Raw genomic sequence first — 18,373 nt, 5'->3', positions numbered from 1 at the left:
AAATGACTAGTCTTTAAGCCAAGATGTCTTGGTTGCGCACCCATGAACGCGCCCACGCATCGGCCTGCATGACGCCATCAACCGATCGCGTCAGAGAATTCGTCACGAGGTATTCATCAAAAGCGTCGAGCACTGCAGATAAAGTGTCGACAATTTGGCTGTAGCGCACCTCATGTCTGAGAAATGCGTCGACCAGTTCCTCATTCGCGCCGTTGAAAACTGCTGGATGCCATGCAGAAGCTGCCACTGCGCGTCGCGCAATCTCGACGGCAGGAAAGACCTCTGTGTCGAGGGGCTCAAATGTCCACGAAGACGCCTTCGTCCAGTCGCAGGGCTGAGCGCCAGAAGAAATACGATCAGGCCAACTCAGACCAAGCGAGATGGGCAATCGCATGTCTGGTGGAGATGCTTGGGCGATGACTGATCCGTCGGTGAACTCGATCATGGAATGCACGATTGACTGCGGGTGAACCACCACAACGATGTCATCAACAGGAACATCGAACAGTAGGTGCGCCTCGATAAGCTCTAGAGCCTTATTCACCAATGTCGATGAGTTGATTGTCACGACTGGGCCCATGTTCCACGTTGGGTGGTCCAGCGCCTCCTCTGGGGTAACCGCTTGGAGTTGCTCACGGTTCATACCTCGAAACGGACCCCCGGATGCGGTGAGAATAAAACGCGTGACTTCTTCGCGTCGGCCACCACGTAACGCTTGTGCCATTGCGGAGTGTTCTGAGTCAACCGGAACAATTTGGTCAGAGCGCTTCATTGCTTCCTTAACCAGTTGACCGCCGATCACCAACGACTCTTTGTTTGCTAAGGCAAGCGTGTTGTTCGCACGTAACGCAGCGAGTGTTGGCCCTAGACCAACAGCTCCAGTCATACCGTTCAGCACAACATCGACCGGATGAGATGCTAGGACAGATGCGGCTTCTGGGCCGAATAGTAACTGTGGAGGGTTTTCCACCCCTGCCAGGAGATTCTCCAACTCCACACGTGTCTCAGAGTTGTGAACCGCAACGATCGCGGGAGCATACTGACGGATTTGCTCTGCTAGTAGCGGAAGTGAACTTCCGCCTGCAGCCAGCCCATAAACCTCGAAAAGTCCAGCATTGCGAGTAATAACGTCCAGCGCTTGCGTACCGATGGAGCCAGTAGATCCGAGCAGCGTGACCGATTTTCGTGATGTTGTCACTCGACGCCCAGCAATACTTCAACTGCCCGCGCCAAAAAGGCGTCAACAGTCATTTCCTCGTAAGCGTTACGTCCGCGAGCTGGCGAAAATGTCGCTGAGCGAACCTCGGCTGACGTCAACTTGCCTTTGCCTTCAAAAAAGCGAATAAGACGTTTACAGAGGTAGTCAACTTCCTCTTTGCTGTAGCCAGGACCTTTTGGTGGTGATTCAAAACGTTCGCCGGCAGGACGCTGAAGACGGGGGTACAGCGTCTGAGCCCGTTCGGCCATGACCGCCATCCATGCTTGCTGGCCACCTTGGTTCGTGTGAAACTGGCGTTCCTTTGCAATGAAAGCCACTTCAAGGCGCTCTAGTGCAGCATCAACCTCTGCAGGGTCATAACCGCCACGTTGCGTCTCGAAAACACAAGTATTTACGTCGCGGAAGGTGAGTATGTCAGCGGTGACGCCTTCATAGGTCTCACGAGCTTGCGCAAAAAAGTCGTCGACGTCTTCTGTGTCGTATCCGACCTTCATCTTGGAGACAGTTGAGAACATGATTCCACCTTACTGCTCGTCGGCTGCCAGTTGGCCACATGCGCCGTCAATGTCACTTCCCCGAGTATCCCGCACTGTCGTGGGAATTCCATGGTTACGCAAGCGCGCGACGAACTCTTTTTCGACGTCACGGTCACTTGCCGTCCAAATTGACCCGGGTGTGGGATTGAGTGGAATGGGGTTGACGTGAACCCAACCACGCCCCCTACTGTTGAGTTTCTCCCCCAGGAGGTCGCCTCGCCACGCATGATCGTTCATATCTTTGATCAGTGCGTATTCAATAGAAACTCGACGTCCCGTTGCCTCGAAGTACTCACGAGCGGCGTCCAACGCTTCGTCAACGGTCCAGCGCGTGTTGATGGGGACCAGTTCCGAACGCAACTCGTCATCCGGGGCGTGCAAACTCAACGCTAGCGTTAGTGGCAGCCCTTCTTTAGCCAGCTTTTTCATGGCCGGTACGAGACCCACTGTCGACACCGTGATATTTCGCGCAGACAACCCAAAGCCATCAGGTTGAGGGGCAACAAATTGCCGAATCGCACCCATGAGCGCCTTGTAATTTGCAAGCGGCTCCCCCATGCCCATAAAAACGAGGTTGTTCAGTTGAGCAGGTCCACCTGGAATCTCACCGCTGGCTAATGACAAGCTCGCTTGGCGAACTTGTTCAACGATTTCTGCCGTGGAGAGGTTACGTGTCAGACCCATCTGCCCAGTAGCACAAAAAGGGCAGGCCATCCCACAGCCCGCTTGGCTTGACACACAAAGAGTTGATCGGTTTGGATACCGCATCAGAACTGATTCAACTTTGATGCCGTCAAAGAGTCGCCACAGTGTTTTCACTGTTGCGCCCTGGTCTGCTTCAAGAGTGCGAATCTTGTTAACGAGTGGTGGCATGAGCTGCTCCACTAGATCATCGCGAATACCAACAGGCAGATCAGTCATGCTCTGCGCATCTGCCGTGTAGTGCGTGAAGTAGTGGGTACTGAGTTGGCGAGCACGGAAGGGCTTCTGGCCAAGTTGAGTGACAGCCTCCTTGCGCTCATCGACACTCATGTCTGCAAAGTGTCGAGGAGCTTTACCCCGGCGCGGAGCGGTCATCTGCAGGGGAATCGTGCTGGGGGTAGGGCGTACTTCAACCAAGGTGTTCTCTCACAATTTCTCTGACCGTCGTTTAAACGACTGGTCCGGTCGGCAAGTTGGCAGCGGCAGTAAACATTAAATAGACAAAAGGGGCAGTTAAGAGCATTGAATCGATTCGGTCAAGGACCCCGCCGTGGCCGGGCAAAATAGATCCCATGTCTTTGATCTGCAAGTCCCGTTTGATAAGGGATTCAGACAGGTCGCCAATGGTAGCTGTAATCGGGGTAAGTACACCCAGTGCAACACCAACCATTGGATTGAAGTCCAACACCACCGCTGTTCCAACTATTCCCACGGCGAGAGCTAGAAGAAATGAGCCAGCTAGTCCTTCCCAGCTTTTTTTCGGGCTAATTGACGGGGCTAAAGGGTGCCGCCCGAAGGCAACCCCTGCGAAAAATCCGCCCGTGTCATTGGCAACAGCCAACAAGATAAAAATTGCAACGAGTATCGGACCGTCGTCTTGCGCAAGCATCATGACAACAAAACCTGCCATCAAAGGGAGGTAGGCTGTTGCGAAAACTGCAGCCGTGCAGTCCCTGACGGCATGTTGCCCACCGCCGTCAATAACTCTCCACACAACGATCCCGGCTATTGTCAAAATGAACGACACCATCAAGGCTTCAGGCCCAGCAAGGTACGTTGATACCAACATGCCAGCTGCACCTACCCACATAGGTAGCAGCGGTGCATTGATATCTCGACGTTCAAACGCTTTCGCAAGTTCCCACATGCCAAAGCAAACCGCGACAATAACGACAAGTACAAAAAACTCTTTACGGAAATATAGCGACGCAGCGACCACGCCAAGCAGACCCACCGCAACAGCGATCGCTACGGGGATGTTTCGTCCGCTTTTCGCGGTCGCCGTGTTCGACAGGCCTTCCTGAAAACTCATCAGACCTCGAGGAGCTCAGCTTCTTTGCCGGCAAGGAGCTTATCGATTTCTTCGACGTGACGCTTCGTCAGTGCTTCAAGTTCTTTCTCAGCACGCGTGCCTTCGTCTTCAGGGATGTCGCCATCTTTCACTGATCGATCAAGGCCGTCTTTCGCTTTACGACGGATGTTACGCAGCGCAACCTTGCTGTCTTCTGCCTTAGTTTTTGCAAGCTTCACATAGTCGCGACGACGTTCTTGGGTCAGAGCTGGCAAAACAATGCGAATCGCGTTTCCATCACTTGATGGGTTGACACCGAGGTCGGAATCACGCAGTGCTTTTTCGATGAGAGCCATCGCTGACTTGTCGTAAGGCACAACCAAGACGGTACGAGCATCTGGAATATTGAAGGACGCAAGTTGCTGAAGCGGAGTTGGTGCACCGTAGTAGTCCACCATGATCTTGGAGAACATCGAAGCGTTGGCTCGACCAGTGCGAATACCTGCAAATTCCTCTTTGGCCACCTCGACGGCGCGATCCATCTTTTCCTCTGCTTCGAGCAGAATCTCGTCAGACATTATTTCTCCTTTACGACTCGCTGGGCGAGCCAGTTGTTCCGGGGGAACCTTGTCAGTTACTCGTTACGGTGGTTCCGATACGTTCACCAACAAGTGCACGTGTCACATTACCTTGTTCATCCATGCCGAAGACACGCATGCGCAGGTGGTTGTCACGTCCCAAGCTCATCGCTGCAGCGTCCATTACTCCAAGGTCCTGGACAAGGGCATCAGTGTAGGTCAACTCATCAAGAAGGGTCGCGTCTGGGTTTGTGCGCGGGTCGTCTGTGTAGACACCATCAACCCCATTTTTGCCCATGAGAACTTCTTCGCAGTGGGTTTCCAGTGCACGTTGCACGGCCACCGTGTCTGTGGAGAAGTACGGCATCCCAGCACCAGCACCAAATATCACTACTCGCCCCTTTTCGAGGTGGCGAATAGCACGAAGTGGAATATACGGCTCTGCGACTTGACCCATAGTGATAGCCGTTTGGACTCGTGTTTGGACACCAGCCTGCTCGAGAAAATCTTGCAATGCTAGACAGTTCATCACCGTGCCAAGCATGCCCATGTAGTCAGCACGTGCACGGTCAAGTCCTTGCTGGGAAAGTTCAGCACCGCGGAAGAAGTTACCCCCACCGACAACAATGGCAACTTGCACACCTCGCCCTACGGCTTCAGCGATTTCGGCTGCCACGCGGCGTACAACGTGCGATGCCAAACCAATTTGTCCTCCACCGAACGCCTCACCTGAGAGTTTCAGCAAAACGCGACGGGCGGGAGTCTTCTCGATCTCTGGAGGTGTTGTAGCTGTGGGCGTGGTAAAGGTCATCGTGTTCTCCGCAGTTGTGAAACGGGATGTCGCAGTGCTCTTTGATCGTACGTGCACGGATGCCCGGCTCACATTCTGTGAGCCGGGCATACCGGGTGAAGCCTATCAGGAACCGACGCGGAAACGGACGAAGCTCTTCAGCTCACCGTTCACATCGCTAACTGTTTGTGCGACTGTCTTCTTTGGGTCCTTAGCCAATGGCTGCTCAAGGAGAACGACGTTCTTGAAGTAACCGTTAAGGCGACCCTCGATGATCTTTGGCAAAGCTGCTTCTGGCTTGCCTTCGTTGCGTGATGTCTCTTCCGCAATGCGACGCTCGTTGGCCACTTGGTCAGCAGGTACGTCTTCACGAGCAAGGAACTCTGGAGCCAAAGCAGCGACGTGCTGTGCAACGTCCTTAGCAACTGCAGCACCCGAGGCGTCAGTGACAACAAAAACGCCAATTGCTGGTGGGAGGTCCTTAGCCGTGCGGTGGAGGTACTGAGTAACGACAGGACCTTCAACAACAGCGACCCGACGCAAAACGATCTTCTCGCCGAGAGTCGCAGCTTCTTCGTCGATAGTGGTCTGCAACGGGGTTCCGTTGGTTTCCGCAGCAAGTGCGTCTTCTGCAGAGGTAGCGCCTGAAGCAACTACAGACTCGAGAACCTGCTCCGCGAGGTCAATGAACTTCTGCGACTTTGCGACGAAGTCTGTTTCGCAGTTGATTTCTACAAGTACGCCACGCTGGCCTTCGCCTGCGTCAACGATGCGGGCAGCAACAAGCCCTTCGGATGTTGAGCGACCTTCACGCTTCGCGACACCCTTGAGCCCTTTGACTCGAAGGATTTCTGTTGCCTTGTCCATGTCACCGGCAGCCTCATCAAGAGCCTTCTTGACGTCGAGCATGCCTGCACCGGTGCGCTCACGCAGCGCCTTGATGTCAGCGGCAGTGTAGTTTGCCATGTTGTTTCCCTAGGTTAGCTTGAGTGAATGGTTGTGGTGGCGCTGTACCCCAGCGCCACCACATCGACTTACTTTGCTTCTGACTCAGCCTCAGGAGCAGCAGGGGCTGCTTCCTCTACAGGAGCGGCCTCTGCTGCAGGAGCAGCTTCAACGGCAGGCGCCTCTGCAGGCGCTGCAGGTGATTCCTGTGCACCTTCGAGGAGTTCGCGCTCCCACTCAGCGAGTGGCTCAGCGTCAGCCTTGCCACCCTTGCTGCGAGCAACAAGACCTTCTGCTACTGCATCTGCGACGACACGAGTAAGCAGGGCAACAGCGCGGATCGCGTCGTCGTTACCTGGGATCTTGTAATCCACGTGGTCTGGGTCGCAGTTTGTGTCAAGAATCGCCACAACAGGGATTCCGAGCTTGCGAGCTTCGTCAACGGCGAGGTGCTCTTTGTTTGTGTCGACAACCCACAACGCAGAAGGCAGACGGGTCATGTCACGAAGACCACCCAAGGTGCGAGCGAGCTTGTCCTTCTCGCGACGCATGATGAGAAGTTCCTTCTTGGTGAAAGCTGACCCAGCAACGTCGTCGAAGTCGATCTGCTCAAGTTCCTTCAGGCGCTGCAGGCGCTTGTTCACTGTCTGGAAGTTAGTGAGCATTCCACCGAGCCAACGGTGGTTCACGTATGGCATGCCAACACGAACGGCTTGCTCAGCAACTGGCTCTTGTGCCTGCTTCTTTGTTCCAACGAAGAGAACAGATCCGCCACGAGCAACGGTTTCCTTGACAAACTCGTACGCGCGGTCAATGTATGACAGTGACTGCTGAAGGTCAACGATGTAGATGCCGTTACGCTCAGTGAAGATGAAACGCTTCATCTTAGGGTTCCAGCGACGAGTCTGGTGTCCGAAGTGCACACCAGCATCAAGAAGCTGGCGCATGGTTACAACTGCCACGGCAGTGTCCTTTCAGTGCGCACCGAAGCGCGCGTTTCTGGCGGCATGACGCCGCATATCCGGGTTTTCGACACACGAAGTGTCGCTCCACATCCCTGTCACGCGCGCCCACAAGGGACCACGGCGCGTAGCAGGAGCAACGTCGTCGTCTTAAAAGACAACGAGAGGCTCTACAGGATGCTTTTAGTCACATGCGCATGAGCGCAGTGCTGCACAATAAATAGTACTCGATGCTTTCATAGCATGGACACCAATCGGCGCAGACACCAAGGTGATCCTCTCCACAACGTCACCGTCTGTGGAAAACCTCACCCGGCCTACGCCACGCGTTTAGCGTAGAAACATGACCATCCAGATGGCACGTACACCACGCACTGCGTCACAGACCCCTACCTCATCTCGGCGTAGGGTCGTTCACCGCTTCACTTACCTGAGGCTTGTCATTTCTATCGCACTATTGAGCGTAGGGTCGCTCACTACTGCACATGCGAGTCGTCCAGTTGTTGAGTCACCGGTGGAGCCATCTGCGGTTGAGGGTTTTCTTCCAGTGGCGCATGACGGAGTCCCTCTCCAGCGCGAGCTTCTTACGCATGCAGGAATTTTGACAGATGACTACGATCCCCCTGCTCAGAACTGGCTAGCAGGGCACCGTGGGATTGACCTTTATGCACCCCCAGCAACGGAGCTTCGCGCACCGCAAGCGGGCACTCTCACATTCGCTGGCAACGTTGGTGGAAAACATCTGGTGGTTGTGACGCACCCGGGTGGTCTGCGGTCAACTTTTGAGCCAGCACGCACAACGTTACCGGTGGGAACCTCAGTACGTGCTGGCGACTACTTCGCGACAGTTTCTGAGGATAACCACTCACATTGTGCAGCGATCCAATGCGTCCACTGGGGACTTAAGGACGGGCGCACCTACCTGGATCCATGGCTGCTTTTAGCGCCCTGGAAGACCGTGCGTTTGGTCGGCTAACCATGCACACCATGTTTAGCCGACCACGTCGCAGTACACTTTTCGTTCAATCCGCTTCTACTGCAATGAGTTGTTTCCGCAACTTCAGAAGAATCGCTGAGTGCATTTGTGATACTCGCGATTCAGTAACTCCGAGTAAGCGTCCGATCTCACTCAGTGTCATTGATTTGAAGTAATACAGGGTCACTACTGCACGCTCTCGCTCATTCAATTGGTCAACTGCTGAACCAAGAATTTCTCGCATTTCTACCTGAGCGAATGATTGCGCTGGGTCATCAGTCATTGTTCGTTGAACGCTCTCCATGGCAGAAATCTGGTCTACGCGATCTCCTGTTGCAACAACTTCATCGAGTGCAATGACATTGCCACTCGAGACTTGCCACTGGAGTTGCCAGATATCTTTCTCTTTGACGCCCATGTGCCCTGCAATTTCAGCATTAGTAGGTTCGCGGTGCAGAGTGTTTTCGAGATGCTGGCACGCACGGTCATATTCCCTGGCGCGTGATCGCACTGACCGTGGGATCCAGTCCAATGCCCTGAGCTCATCAATGATTGCTCCGCGGATGCGGGTGGATGCGTAGGTCTCAAATTTTATGTCTCTGCTCGGATCAAACTTGTCGATCGCATCGATGAGACCGAACATTCCGTATGACACAAGATCAGCCGACTCAACGGTATTCGGCAATCGCATTCCCACTCGTCCCGCTATAGCGGACACCAGTGGAGCGTAGTGCAAAATGAGTCGCTCTCGGCCGGATGGTGTTGGTGTTGCTTTGTAGTCGAGCCACAACTGTTGGATTTCAGAAAGAGCTTCCAACGCATGGCCTGCTGGGTCTGGCACCGGGGTTCGTGGACCGGCGGGGAGTGTTACTCCCTGGGTTTCAGTAACTATCGTTGACATCTGCTGCCCCTTGATGTTTATGGCGGTAAAACCAAGGACTTGGTGGGAACTCAGGCTCGTGGATGGGCCTGGGCGTAGGTTGCGCGTAGCCGCGACGTTGTCACGTGGGTATAGCGCTGTGTAGTACGCAATGACGAGTGTCCTAGGATCTCTTGGACAGATCGCATGTCTGCTCCCCCTTCAAGCAGATGTGTTGCTGTTGTGTGCCTCAGATCGTGGGGCCGCACAACATTCAGATCGGCGGATTCCGCCAGTTTTTCGATTTCTTCGCGAACTTGTCTGACGTTCCATCTGCCCCCGCGTACGCCAAGGAACACTGCGGTTCCGCTGGCGTCAGAAGTCAAAAGTGGTCGCGAACGGTTGAGCCACTGGTCAAGGCTGTGCAGTGCTGGGGTTCCAAGTGGAACCACCCGCTGCTTGTCCCCCTTGCCGGTGACGGTAATGAGTTGTGAGGATCGGTCAATATCACCCATGTCAAGGGCAACGAGTTCAGCAACTCTCATTCCTGTGGCATAGATAAGTTCCACTGCTGCACTGAGTCGATCCATTTTGGCCTGACGCAGACGAATGTCGTCGTCGCTTTGTTGGATGTCTGGGGAGACAGTGTTCGCGTGTAACGCATCAAGGAGAGTGCTTATCTGCCCTCGAGTAAGAACGTGAGGGAGCGCTGAAACTGGCGCGGGAGTTCGAAGGCGGCGTGCCGGATTGTCCGGTCGCCGACTAGTGTCCTCTAGCCAGTGGAAGAATTGCCGGATGCTTGCCCCTCGTCGGGCCAATGTTGCTCGAGATGCCCCTCGAGCAAGGCAGTGAGCTAGCCACTCACGCAGATCATTGAGGTCTGCGCTCAGGAGTGGCTCGTGGTCATCAGTGGGTGACGTTTCTGGGTCGATAGGCGTTGCATCGCCACCTGCTGCAAGGAATACAATCAGGTCGCGGACATCACTCGTATAGGCGCGTACTGTTGCCTGAGACAGGCCTTTACGCAGTGCGAGATGTGTCGCGTACTCATCGAGCAGGGTCATCCGTGACTCCCTGGGTTGCTCTTCTTCGTGGTTGTTCGGCCTGGCGGGGCCTGCCTCAGGTTGCGTCATGCTTGTGAGGCTACGTGCATTCTTGACTGGTTGCTTCGTCAATGCCTCGAAGACTATCCGAAATCAAGCATGGAGACTAGTCCCCATGCAGGTATCCGCACCGGTGATCATCACACCATTTGAGCAGATATAAAGCGTTTGATGCTCCGCCTCTCTTTTTCTCCCATGGTTACGTTGCGCGGACCTGCGGGAATAGTTTCCAGTTGGCAACTATTGAGTGGTGCGCCGATACGAATCACGGTCACATGTCACAAGACCTTTCACCTCCAAAGAACCCAAGACATCTCGGATTTCGAGAATTCCCAGCCCTGCAATCTGGGCAAGATCTGAAAGATGTCGAAAACGGTATGGACTCAACGCCTCAAATACACAACGCTGAATCTCCGATAAAAGATCGAACTCACCACCACCCGTAGACCGCATGGTGGTGGGCATGTCTTGGGCACCGTCCTGAATCTCGGTCAAACCACTACCACGCATCGCGCTTTCCAACGCGCCACGAACATCTGCAGGTTCGCTAACAAGCCGCGCCTCACCGTCCCGAATAAGACGATGACAGCCAGCAGATTGCGCAGAGGTCACTGGACCAGGCACGGCCAACACCGTGCGCCCAATGTCTTGAGCATGCCTCGCAGTTGACAATGACCCAGAGCGCCACGCAGCCTCCACAACTAACGTGACATCGCTCAGTGCAGCAATCAAACGATTGCGACGTAAAAAACGGACTCGAGAGGGGGCTGCGCCCACCGGCATCTCTGACACTACGCATCCACGCGCGATGAGTGACTCCAACAAACGCTGATTACCTGCCGGGTACAGCCGATCCACTCCCCCAGCCAGCACCGCAACACTCAGCATTTCTTGCGCTAGCGCTCCGTGATGTGCACGCGCGTCAATACCAAACGCTCCCCCGGACACCAGCAACGTTCGCGTGTTGTCGAGCCCAGCAATGATGTGGGCCGTGACATGTTCCCCATATGCAGTGGGATTGCGACTACCCACAACAGATAGGTGGGCTGGCGCGGTCACTAACGTTTCGGGATTACCCCGGACCCAGAGCATCCACGGCGCGCAGTCATCTAAATCATCCAAGCGGGCTGGCCACAAGTCATCATGAGGACACACAAGGTGCGCACCTAACGCTATCGCTGCACGCCGGTCATGGTCTGGATTTACCACCGGAAGCCGCGCATTCCATCGGGTCTTTACCTTGGTGAGGTGCCCGCGTTGCTGCGGTGATTCAATGCAGAGAATTTCACTGAGTTTCTGCGTGGCTTTCTCAGCTCCAAGGGACTCAACATGCGCCGCCTGGAAGATCAGCTCCCAGGCTTTAGGTGCCCCACATTGAGCAATGACTTGACTGACTAGAGGGTCAGCAGGCTCCGCGATTCTACTCAGACTCAGTCGTGCATCGAGATCTGTCAAAGCAGTCACAAACCTTGCCCTCTCATCCGTAAAGTAATTGCCCGGTGGACATGCTCCACACGAGGAGAATCACGCCCATCAAGATCAGCCAGAGTCCAGGCCACTCGAAGCGCCCGGTCTGCTCCACGCAAGGTCAAAGCACCCGTATCGGTCGCACGGTCCAGTTCCTTCATGACGGGGTGCGCTCGACCTGTTAAGTCGCGTAACCATGCCCCCGCAACCGCTGCGTTGGTGTGCCAGGGAGTGTCAAGCAGGCGGCGCGTGGCTCGATCACGTGCGTTTTGCACCCGCGCTTTGACAGTTGCTGTGGTTTCTTGCGTTGCAGGGCGTCCCGTCACCAAGGTGGGCAACACCTCCACCTGCACATCAATCCGATCTAACAACGGGCCAGATAATCGAGAGAAGTAACGCCGTTGCTGTAACGACGTGCATACACATAGGTCTCCTTTACCAATCGCATTCCCACACGGGCACGGGTTCGCGGCAAGAACTACCTGAAAGCGCGCCGGGTAGTGCGCGGTGGCGGCCGCCCGCTGGATGACGATGCTCCCTCCTTCAAGCGGTTGCCTCAGCGTTTGAAGTACTCGCGGGGAGAACTCAGGCGCTTCATCAAGGAAGAGCACGCCATGGTGAGCGCGTGAAGCGGCACCTGGACGCGGTGTTCCGCTGCCTCCTCCAACAATGGCAGCAGGTGTTGCCGTGTGGTGTGGTGCTTCAAAAGGTGGAGTAACAATGAGCCCTTGTGATGGATCGAATGTTCCAGATAACGAATGGAGCGAGGTCACTTCAAGTGACTGAGTGCTGGTGAGTTCCGGGAGAATTCCGGGCAAACGTTCAGCGAGCATGGTCTTTCCAGTACCTGGCGGTCCTACGAGGAGGAGATTGTGTCCACCGGCAGCAGCTACCTCGAGTGCATACTTTGCGTTCTCTTGTCCCAAAACATCGCTGAGATCCTTAACTCCAGGCGCCCCAGCGGGGCTGTAGGGCGCTGGCGCTTTCACCGGAGGCTGTGGTGGAGCAGGTGATATGACAGGAACGTCAAAATCCGCTCCCAACTGGGTGGCGAGTTCGCTCAGGTGGTACACCGGGCGAACATCAATATCCTCAACGAGTTGCGCTTCAGCCGCATTGCCCATTGGGACATAAGCCACCGTGCGCCCCTGCCGGTAAGCTGCATGCAGTGCTGGAAGAATACCGCGGATAGGGTGCACCGTTCCGTCCAGTGATAGTTCACCGAGAAACACAGCATTTTCTTGATGCGACGGCAGAAGTCCAGCCGCATGCATAACTGCCACGGCAATACCAAGATCAAAACCTGAACCAGATTTTGGAAGCGAAGCAGGCGCGAGGTTCACCACGATTTTTCTTGGTGGCAACGTCACTCCACATGAAGCAATGGCTGCACGCACGCGTTCTTTCGATTCAGATAACGACGCATCTGGTAACCCCACCAACACAAATCCAGGCAACGCGTGTGCCAGATGTGCTTCAACAGTGACGGTGTGACCTTCTAACCCCAATAGACTGATTGTTTCAGCGCGCCCAATGCTCACAAGCGCACATCCTTCACATGGTCGATGTACGGCCCACCAGTGGTTGCAGTCGAGTGTGTTGGCGCAGGATTGAGCACGATGGAGATCACATCGATGCGAACTTGTTGGATGACCAACCGTGCCTGATTGAGCCAAGCAGCTGTTAATTGACGCAGGCGCACCAGCTTCGCAGGTGTCACCGCTTCAGCTGGGTACCCGGCATGGGTTGTTGTACGTGTTTTCACCTCGATAAACACCAGGGTCGAACCATCCCTAGCAATGATGTCTACTTCGCCTCGGATCGGCGAGCTGCACCGCCAATTACGATCCAAAATGACATAGCCATGTTCTGTCAGCCATTGTGCTGCAACGTCTTCACCGAAGCGCCCGGTCTGTTGTGGGGTGGTTCTCATAGGTCAGTCCTTTCGTCCACGCCATCATGGACAAGTCCCGATCATTCGTGCGGCCTTTCCGCGCCTCTCTGTGCATAAAGTCCGAGCCGCCACCACGAATGTGCCCTGTGGGAAACTCAATCAACAACATAGGCCTGCCCACACCTCAATGGTGTGGGCAGGCCTATGTTGTTGATTGATGGACAAGGGTGCAGCGGCTACAAGGAAATTTCCGCTGGTGTGAGTTCTTCAATGTTGACGTCTTTGAACGTCACGACCCGCACTGACTTGACGAACCTCTTAGAGCGGTACACGTCCCACACCCAAGCGTCTGCAAGCTTCACCTCAAAGTAGACTTCTCCAGCTGCAGATTTCACGTCGAGGTCGACACTATTAGCGAGGTAAAAGCGCCGCTCTGTTTCTACCACGTAGGAGAACAGATGGACGACGTCTCGGTACTCACGGTATAGCGCGAGCTCCATATCGGTTTCATAGTTCTCAAGCTCTTCGGCACTCACCGTCTCATCATGCCTTATCTGTGGCGTGTGCTGCTGGATCCACGCCGGGCAGGTTCCATGAGACTCGGTGATAGGGGGTGGGGCCTAAGGTACTGAGAGCATACGTGTGCCCTGAAGAGGCATAGCCTTTGTTCGTCACCCACCCATACTGGGGGTGGTCACGGTCTAGGTCACGCATCATCGCATCTCGATATTCTTTGGCGATGATTGATGCTGCAGAGACACTTGCACAGGCAAGGTCCGCTTTGACGCGGGTCACCACACGAGGTTCGATGTATCCCTCAATCGGTTGAGGTTCACTGGTCACTGCGTCGAATAGGTCTTGTTCGGGTTCAGTTAACCAGTCATGCGACCCGTCGAGGAGCACGGTGTCAACGGGGCCGATGCGTTGCATAATTTCCCCAAGCGCCCGCTGCCCAGCAAGGCGTAGAGCGCCGATAATCCCGATCGCATCTATTTCAGAGGAATCGGCGATCCCCACCGCGTGATCTACTGACCACCCGTGGATCATCGGAACAAAAAGTTCACGAGCTTCAGGAGAAAGTTCTTTTGAGTCGGTGAGCCCAACGGGCGGGGGCTGGGTTCCAGCATCAATGACGCACACTCCAACAGCCACTGGACCTGCCAGAGCGCCGCGACCTACCTCATCCACACCAGCAATCAGCCGGGCACCGCGATCAAAAAGAGAGCGCTCATGGGTGAGGTCAGCAAAAACACGAGGACTCTTTCGTGCACGCACGTGGGTTGCGTGCAGATTGTCCGCGTCGACCTCTTCCCGGTCACTAGCGAACTCATCCCCCTTGATCAGTGAGGACTCGATCGATATATCTAGAGTTGGCTCGTGTTCGATGTCATGGACACCAGGTGTTGCTGGAGGCACGGGGAAACTCACATCAAAAAGTGCGTTAGGTTCGTCGGTCATAGTTGAGTGGCGTTCACTTCACTTGCCTGCAGGCGCAGGAACATTGTCAAAGACCTCTTCAGGATTACCAAGCCACGTCAAGCGATCGAATGGCCACATTGTGACAAAGGCAGTACCAACAACATTATCGACTGGCACAAATCCACCACCTGGCTTACCCATGTTGTAGCGCGAATCCCCAGAGTCTGATCTGTTGTCTCCCAGTACCCACAATGCATCGTCCGGTACGACAACATCAAAATCTACCGCTGAAGGCGCGACACCATCTTTGAGGTAACTTTCCACGATTGGTTCATCGTTTACCGTGAGATTTCCGTCAGCATCACAGCACACCACAGTATCGCCAGGCAGGCCGATAACGCGTTTAACAAGGTGATTTCCAGCATCCTGCGGGAGGATACCAATGAATGTCAACACCGAACGTACAGCGTTCTGACCCGGGGTGTCCTGAGTTACGTACCCATCGAGCCAACCGCCTGGGTCTGTAAACACCACGATATCGCCACGGTTTATGTCGAACACCGTTGGCGTCATCTTTGACACCAGGATGCGATCGTTTACCTGAAGCGTGTCTTCCATGGAACTTGAGGGAATATAGAACGCTTGGACAAGGAAAGTTTTGATGATCCACGACAAAACCAAAGCACTGACGACAATGATTGCCGTTTCTTTGAGGAGCGACAACTTCCCAGGGCCCGGCGGATTGTCAGTGTTGGCGTTTCCTTGACTCACTCGTTCCCTGCCATTCCTTGCCGAATAATTGTCCCACCTAAACCTGTCCCGGTACCGCGGGAAGGCGCACCTGTTGGACAGTGCGGTCTTAGTTTACGACACAGGGCGGCCCCATCTGGGGCCGCCCTGTGTTGCGTTCTATGCTGCGTCGGTCACGATCACTTAGTGATGTTGTCGCGCTTTTCCTTGATCTTCGCAGCCTTGCCACGGAGCTTACGCAAGTAGTAAAGCTTTGCACGACGCACGTCACCGCGCGACAGCAGCTCGATGGACTCGATGCTAGGTGTGTGTACTGGGAACGTACGCTCCACACCCGTTCCGAAGCTGATCTTACGAACAGTAAAGGTCTCAGCGATTCCGCCACCCTGACGGCGGATGACGATGCCCTGGAAGGCCTGGATACGGGAACGGGTTCCTTCAACAACCTTCACGTTAACGCGCACAGTGTCACCGGCACGGAAAGCAGGAAGGTCTGAGCGCAGTGCGCTCTCGGTCACGAAGTCAAGCTTCTGCATGTTTTCTCCTCGCCCTGCCACAGGTCAGGCACGATCTGGCGGGAATGACCCCGCATTGTCAAATGATGGCGCGTTGTAGCCGGTCGCTCTCCCCCATGGCAGAAAGGCAATGGCACACACCAAGTCACTATTCTGTCACAGCAGCTGGGGAGTAAACCAATTTACCGTCGGACGTCACAGTCCAACCATGTTCTTCGAGCACCATACGGTCGTGGCGATCCAGCGCTGACACATCAAGGAGCGCAATCATGTCAGGACGCTTTACCGCAGTTTTTTGAAGAGCTTGATCTCTGCGCCACCGGGCAATCTTTGCATGATGACCACTCAGAAGAATCTCTGGAACAGAAGTGTCACGCCATTGAGGCGGGCGCGTATATACCGGATATTCCAGCAAACCTGCTGCACCATGAGATTCTTCGACCAGTGATTCTGGGTTCCCGACAACCCCGGGCACTAGTCGGGCGATAGCTTCGATCATCACCATTGAGGCAACTTCACCGCCATTAAGCACGTAGTCACCGATGGATAGCTCTTCTACCCGAACGCCTTGGCCACGGTAGTGCTCAGCTACACGCGCATCGATACCCTCATAACGCCCACAAGCAAAAACAAGATGAGAGGCTAAGGCAAGTTCGTGCGCTAGTGCCTGGGTGAACGTTCGTCCCGATGGGGTGGGGATAACAATCACCGTGTCGCGATTTTCTTGGGGGGTAGCTGGATCCACAAGATCGTCAAGGGCTAACGCCCACACATCGGGCTTCATGACCATCCCTGCACCGCCCCCGATAGGGGTGTCATCCACCGTGCGGTGACGATCAGTAGTCCACTCCCGAAGATCATGAACGGCAATATCAACAACGCCCTCTTGGCGAGCCTTGCCTACCAGCGAAAGATTCAGAGGTGCCAGATAGTCAGGAAAGATCGTGACAACGTCGATGTTCACGAGTTCTCGTCCCTCTCCTCAGCATCATCCTGCTCCGCGTGATCTACAGACCCTTCAGAATCTTGGACCACCACAAGCCTCGCACTGTCCGTAGAGAGCAACCCACCAGGTGGGTCGATGGTAATGAACCCACCCGCAATGTCGACCACCGGCACAAACTTGGTAATGAAGGGAAGATAGACGCGCTCCCCACCCACTTCTTTCAGAACAAGGGCATCTTGAGCAGGAAAGTGCTCAAGGTCGACAACGGTTCCCACCACGTCACCGTCAAGGTTCCGCACCTCAAGTCCGGTGAGCTCGTGGATATACCAAGCATCTTCCTCATCGGAAGAATCAATGTCCACAACGAGTTCAGTGCCGCGAAGGTTTTCTGCCGCTGTGCGCCCATCGATGCCAGCAAAACGCACATACCACCGGCCCTGGGCCCGTCGGCTCGTCACGACAGTGAGTGGGCCACGCTCTTGCGGTTCGGTAGCTAGTACTTCACCTACTGCCAAGCGTTCTTCCGGATTATCAGTACGAACAATCACGCTCACTTCGCCTTTGAGGCCGTGTGCTTTACCGAGTGTCCCAATGCGGAGTTGCATACCAGTCCTTTTGTGTTTCTACGTCAAGAGGCTCGGCCACAAACGTGGCCGAGCCTCTTGAGAAGGTCAATCGTGAGAGATCACCGACGGTCGACGTCAACAACGTCCACGCGGACGGAATTGTCACCAGCCAATGCTCCAACGACAGTGCGAAGCGCGCGAGCTGTACGTCCTGACCGGCCAATGACTCGACCAAGGTCTTCGGGATGCACACGCACCTCGAGGAGTTCGCCGCGACGCAAATGCTTCGCACGAACGGTCACATCATCGGGGTTGTCGACGATACCCCGTACTAGGTGCTCGAGAGCTTCTGACAACATCAGGCTTCGTCCGATGCTTCTTCTGCTGCAGGCTCAGATGCCTTGTTCTCCGCTGCCTTAGCCTTAACCTTCTCAGCGTCGTCATTCACCTGGGAGATAACCGTTGCTGGGTCTACCTTGGCGTCTTTGGTCTTCAGGCGACCCTCAGCGCCTGGAAGGCCCTTGAACTTCTGCCAGTCACCGGTGATCTTTAGCAAGTTCAGAACCTGCTCGGTGGGCTGAGCACCAACAGAGAGCCAGTGCTGTGCACGCTCTGAGTCGATCTCAATGAAGGAAGGGTTTTCGGTTGGGTGGTACTTACCGATTTCTTCGATTGCGCGGCCGTCACGACGAGTGCGTGAATCAGCAACAACAACACGGTAGTACGGTGCACGGATCTTACCCATGCGCTTGAGACGAATCTTAACTGCCACTTGAGTGGACGCTCCTGTTTCGGATGGAGTGGTGAGTTCACGATGATTTGGGGACAGCCATCGAGACGTCACCCGGACACAAC

At 54.9% G+C, this 18,373-nt stretch carries 22 protein-coding genes; 1 reads left to right on the top strand and 21 read right to left on the bottom strand.

Annotated features, from left to right (window positions below):
• Positions 1–13 precede the first annotated feature (13 nt).
• The 8 genes from dxr to rpsB all read right to left on the bottom strand — a co-directional run bounded on the left by dxr (position 14) and on the right by rpsB (position 7,023).
• Entirely contained in the window at positions 14–1,198 is a 1,185-nt protein-coding gene (dxr, locus tag G538_RS0107195) for a 1-deoxy-D-xylulose-5-phosphate reductoisomerase (RefSeq protein WP_157544348.1), read from the bottom strand.
• A complete protein-coding gene (locus tag G538_RS0107190) occupies positions 1,195–1,734 on the bottom strand; it encodes a DivIVA domain-containing protein (protein WP_029068786.1) in 540 nt (179 codons plus the stop codon). The genes dxr and G538_RS0107190 overlap by 4 nt, the downstream gene beginning before the upstream one ends.
• Positions 1,735–1,743: 9 nt before the next feature.
• Positions 1,744–2,832 (bottom strand): dual-specificity RNA methyltransferase RlmN, encoded by a 1,089-nt coding sequence (gene rlmN, locus G538_RS0107185; protein WP_035833540.1) that lies wholly within the window; start codon positions 2,830–2,832, stop codon positions 1,744–1,746.
• Between the two features lie 73 nt (positions 2,833–2,905).
• A complete protein-coding gene (locus tag G538_RS0107180; protein WP_029068784.1) occupies positions 2,906–3,769 on the bottom strand; it encodes a phosphatidate cytidylyltransferase in 864 nt (287 codons plus the stop codon).
• Complete coding sequence (frr, locus tag G538_RS0107175; protein ID WP_029068783.1) at positions 3,769–4,326, bottom strand: ribosome recycling factor; 558 nt, start codon at positions 4,324–4,326, stop codon at positions 3,769–3,771. Before frr ends, G538_RS0107180 begins: the two co-directional genes overlap by 1 nt.
• A gap of 52 nt (positions 4,327–4,378) precedes the next feature.
• Complete coding sequence (gene pyrH, locus G538_RS0107170) at positions 4,379–5,137, bottom strand: UMP kinase (protein WP_029068782.1); 759 nt, start codon at positions 5,135–5,137, stop codon at positions 4,379–4,381.
• Between the two features lie 105 nt (positions 5,138–5,242).
• The gene (gene tsf / locus G538_RS0107165) at positions 5,243–6,082 is read right to left on the bottom strand and encodes a translation elongation factor Ts (protein WP_029068781.1); all 840 of its coding nucleotides are present in this window, start codon (positions 6,080–6,082) and stop codon (positions 5,243–5,245) included.
• A 68-nt stretch (positions 6,083–6,150) separates the two neighbouring features.
• Positions 6,151–7,023, bottom strand: a complete 873-nt coding sequence (gene rpsB, locus G538_RS0107160) for a 30S ribosomal protein S2 (protein ID WP_029068780.1) — start codon at positions 7,021–7,023, stop codon at positions 6,151–6,153.
• Between the two features lie 343 nt (positions 7,024–7,366).
• Here rpsB and G538_RS15605 point away from each other — a divergent pair, with 343 nt between their 5' ends.
• Complete coding sequence (locus tag G538_RS15605; protein WP_084618180.1) at positions 7,367–7,999, top strand: M23 family metallopeptidase; 633 nt, start codon at positions 7,367–7,369, stop codon at positions 7,997–7,999.
• A 46-nt stretch (positions 8,000–8,045) separates the two neighbouring features.
• On the opposite strand, the gene G538_RS0107150 is transcribed toward G538_RS15605, so the two are convergent.
• The 13 genes from G538_RS0107150 to rpsP form a co-directional block, all read right to left on the bottom strand.
• Entirely contained in the window at positions 8,046–8,900 is an 855-nt protein-coding gene (locus G538_RS0107150) for a FliA/WhiG family RNA polymerase sigma factor (protein WP_084618178.1), read from the bottom strand.
• 50 nt (positions 8,901–8,950) lie between these two features.
• A complete protein-coding gene (locus G538_RS0107145) occupies positions 8,951–9,991 on the bottom strand; it encodes a tyrosine recombinase XerC (RefSeq protein WP_035833538.1) in 1,041 nt (346 codons plus the stop codon).
• A gap of 210 nt (positions 9,992–10,201) precedes the next feature.
• A complete protein-coding gene (gene dprA / locus G538_RS0107140; protein ID WP_029068777.1) occupies positions 10,202–11,425 on the bottom strand; it encodes a DNA-processing protein DprA in 1,224 nt (407 codons plus the stop codon).
• Positions 11,422–12,969 carry a YifB family Mg chelatase-like AAA ATPase gene (locus G538_RS0107135; protein ID WP_029068776.1) on the bottom strand — a complete coding sequence of 516 codons (1,548 nt, stop codon included), beginning with the start codon at positions 12,967–12,969 and terminating at the stop codon, positions 11,422–11,424. The genes dprA and G538_RS0107135 overlap by 4 nt, the downstream gene beginning before the upstream one ends.
• Positions 12,966–13,361, bottom strand: a complete 396-nt coding sequence (locus G538_RS0107130; RefSeq protein ID WP_029068775.1) for a YraN family protein — start codon at positions 13,359–13,361, stop codon at positions 12,966–12,968. Before G538_RS0107130 ends, G538_RS0107135 begins: the two co-directional genes overlap by 4 nt.
• Positions 13,362–13,558: 197 nt before the next feature.
• Positions 13,559–13,858, bottom strand: coding sequence for a DUF2469 domain-containing protein (locus G538_RS0107125; protein ID WP_029068774.1), 300 nt, complete (start codon positions 13,856–13,858; stop codon positions 13,559–13,561).
• Between the two features lie 7 nt (positions 13,859–13,865).
• On the bottom strand, positions 13,866–14,780 hold the full coding sequence (locus G538_RS0107120; RefSeq protein WP_029068773.1) for a ribonuclease HII: 915 nt from the start codon (positions 14,778–14,780) through the stop codon (positions 13,866–13,868).
• An 18-nt stretch (positions 14,781–14,798) separates the two neighbouring features.
• Complete coding sequence (gene lepB / locus G538_RS15600) at positions 14,799–15,512, bottom strand: signal peptidase I (RefSeq protein ID WP_051196679.1); 714 nt, start codon at positions 15,510–15,512, stop codon at positions 14,799–14,801.
• A 158-nt stretch (positions 15,513–15,670) separates the two neighbouring features.
• Positions 15,671–16,027, bottom strand: a complete 357-nt coding sequence (gene rplS, locus G538_RS0107110; RefSeq protein ID WP_029068772.1) for a 50S ribosomal protein L19 — start codon at positions 16,025–16,027, stop codon at positions 15,671–15,673.
• Between the two features lie 127 nt (positions 16,028–16,154).
• On the bottom strand, positions 16,155–16,970 hold the full coding sequence (gene trmD, locus G538_RS15595; RefSeq protein ID WP_035833534.1) for a tRNA (guanosine(37)-N1)-methyltransferase TrmD: 816 nt from the start codon (positions 16,968–16,970) through the stop codon (positions 16,155–16,157).
• Complete coding sequence (gene rimM / locus G538_RS0107100; RefSeq protein WP_029068771.1) at positions 16,967–17,557, bottom strand: ribosome maturation factor RimM; 591 nt, start codon at positions 17,555–17,557, stop codon at positions 16,967–16,969. Before rimM ends, trmD begins: the two co-directional genes overlap by 4 nt.
• An 80-nt stretch (positions 17,558–17,637) precedes the next feature.
• Positions 17,638–17,877 carry an RNA-binding protein gene (locus tag G538_RS0107095; protein ID WP_029068770.1) on the bottom strand — a complete coding sequence of 80 codons (240 nt, stop codon included), beginning with the start codon at positions 17,875–17,877 and terminating at the stop codon, positions 17,638–17,640.
• On the bottom strand, positions 17,877–18,290 hold the full coding sequence (rpsP, locus tag G538_RS0107090) for a 30S ribosomal protein S16 (RefSeq protein WP_029068769.1): 414 nt from the start codon (positions 18,288–18,290) through the stop codon (positions 17,877–17,879). Before rpsP ends, G538_RS0107095 begins: the two co-directional genes overlap by 1 nt.
• Positions 18,291–18,373: the final 83 nt, after the last annotated feature.

Source organism: Jonesia quinghaiensis DSM 15701, assembly GCF_000423205.1.
Taxonomy (GTDB): Bacteria; Actinomycetota; Actinomycetes; order Actinomycetales; family Cellulomonadaceae; genus Jonesia; species Jonesia quinghaiensis.
This window is presented reverse-complemented; position numbering and strand designations above follow the sequence as displayed.